The organism is Candidatus Pelagibacter sp. (genome assembly GCF_052049815.1).
Classification (GTDB): domain Bacteria; phylum Pseudomonadota; class Alphaproteobacteria; order Pelagibacterales; family Pelagibacteraceae; genus Pelagibacter.
The window spans coordinates 1-2076 of record NZ_JBNGZG010000083.1 but is presented as its reverse complement, the minus strand read 5'-3'; the positions used below and the strand labels follow the sequence as shown (position 1 = coordinate 2076).

Annotated in this window: 2 protein-coding genes; both read right to left on the bottom strand. The window is 26.2% G+C overall.

Going from position 1 to position 2076, the window contains the following annotated elements; genetic code table 11:
• Positions 1 to 80: 80 nt before the first annotated feature.
• The gene (locus tag ACTT9D_RS07265; protein ID WP_440931116.1) at positions 81 to 1013 is read right to left on the bottom strand and encodes a GDP-L-fucose synthase family protein; all 933 of its coding nucleotides are present in this window, start codon (positions 1011 to 1013) and stop codon (positions 81 to 83) included.
• A 5-nt stretch (positions 1014 to 1018) separates the two neighbouring features.
• On the bottom strand, positions 1019 to 2076 hold a 1058-nt coding region (gene gmd, locus ACTT9D_RS07260), incomplete at its 5' end, for a GDP-mannose 4,6-dehydratase (protein ID WP_440931115.1).

Here is a 2076-nt window from a genome sequence, read left to right as displayed (position 1 = left end):
GACAATTATAATATTAATAATATTCTTAATATATTTCTTACAGTTCTAGCTTACTTGATTATTTTTCTTAAAATAAGAAACTAAATTTCTTTTGGAAAAACATCTTTAATGTAATATTTGCAATATCTTTTTAGACCAGAAATCAAATTAATGCGTGGTTTCCATCCTAAGCTTTTAATTTTTTCACAATCTAGTAATCTTTTTTTAACTCCATCTGGATAATTAACATTATAATTTATCTTTCCTTTGTATCCTGTTATTTTTTTTATCATTTTTGCTATTGCTTTAATTGAATAATGTTCCCCACTACCTACATTCAAGTAATCAAAATTCGTATTCTTTTTTATACAAAAATAAACAGCTCTTGATAAATCTTCAACATTTAAAAATTCTCTTTTGACTTTACCTGAACCCCATACCTCAACACTATCTAAATTATAAAACTTTGCATTTACAAATTTTTTTACCAATGCAGGCAATACATGACTGGATTGTAAGTTAAAATTATCTCCTTCTCCATATAGATTTGCTGGCATTAGAGAAATAAAGTTTTTTTTTTCTTTCTTTTTTAAAAACTGACAATATTTCAAAGTAATAATTTTTGCGAGTGCATATCCTTCATTTGTTGATTCTAACTTCGAAGATAATAATTCGTTTTCATCGATTGGTTGTTTTGGGTACTTTGGATAAATACATGCAGATCCCAAGTTAATAATTTTTTTTACATCATTTTGTAATGACGCTTGAATAATATTAAGGCCAATCATCGCATTAATATAAATATAGTCAGGTTGAAAGTTTTTATTATCTAAAATACCCCCTACCTTACCAGCTGCATTGATTACAATATCAGGCTTATTTTTTTTAAACCACTTTTTTACCTGACTTTGGTTTGTAAAATCAAGATCTTTACGTTTACAATCAATAATTTTTAATCTTTTCTTTTTTAAGTAACCATAAATAGAACTTCCAACCATCCCTTCTTGACCAGTAATTAAAACTCTATTTTTCAAAAAATTTATTTTTTGTTTATTAAATCTTGATCAATCATTTCTTTAATTAATTGATCTATGGAAGTTTTTGATTTCCACTTTAAAATTTTTTTTGCTTTACTTGCGTTTCCAATAAGATTTTCAACCTCGTTTGGCCTAAAATATTTTTTACTTATTCTTATAACTGTCATATTTAATTTAAGTTTTGGATATTTTTTTTTATCAAAATTTATAATTTTTGCTTTTTCAGCAAGACCTTTACCACTCCATTTTATCTTTATTCCTAAATATTTAAAACATCTTTCCACAAAAAACTTAACTGAGTATTGTTTTTCAGTTGCAATCACAAAATCATCAGGTTTTTTTACCTGTAATACTTTCCAACACATTTCAACATAATCTCTTGCATGGCCCCAATCTCTTAATGAGTAAATGTTACCCAAATATAAACACTTTTCTAATCCGTTAATAATACTTGCTAAACCTAAAGTAATTTTTCTTGTCACGAATGTTTCACCTCTACGAGGTGACTCATGATTAAATAAAATGCCATTAGAGGCAAAAATATTGTAAGATTCTCTATAATTTTTTGTTATCCAATAAGCAAATAATTTTGATGTTGCATATGGACTTTTAGGATAAAATTTCGTTTTTTCTGATTGTTTTTTTTCTTGAATTTCACCAAAAAGTTCCGAAGTAGAAGCTTGATAAAATTTTGTTTTTTTTTCTAATCCACAATCTTTTATGGCTTGTAAGAGATTTAAAGTCCCAATAGAATTCACTTGAGCAGTATAATTTGGTAGTTCAAAACTTACACCAACATGACTTTGTGCTGCTAAATTGTAAATCTCATCTGGCTTAATTTTGTTTACCAGATTAAAAATTGCATTTGAGTCAATTAGATCTCCATAATGTAAGAAAAATTTTTTTTTATATCTTTTTGAGTTATAGATATGATCTATCCTGGATGTATTATATGATGAAGATTTCCTCTTTATACCATGTACAATATAATTTTTATTTAAAAGGAATTCTGTTAAATATGAACCATCTTGACCAGTAATTCCAGTTATAATAGCTTTTT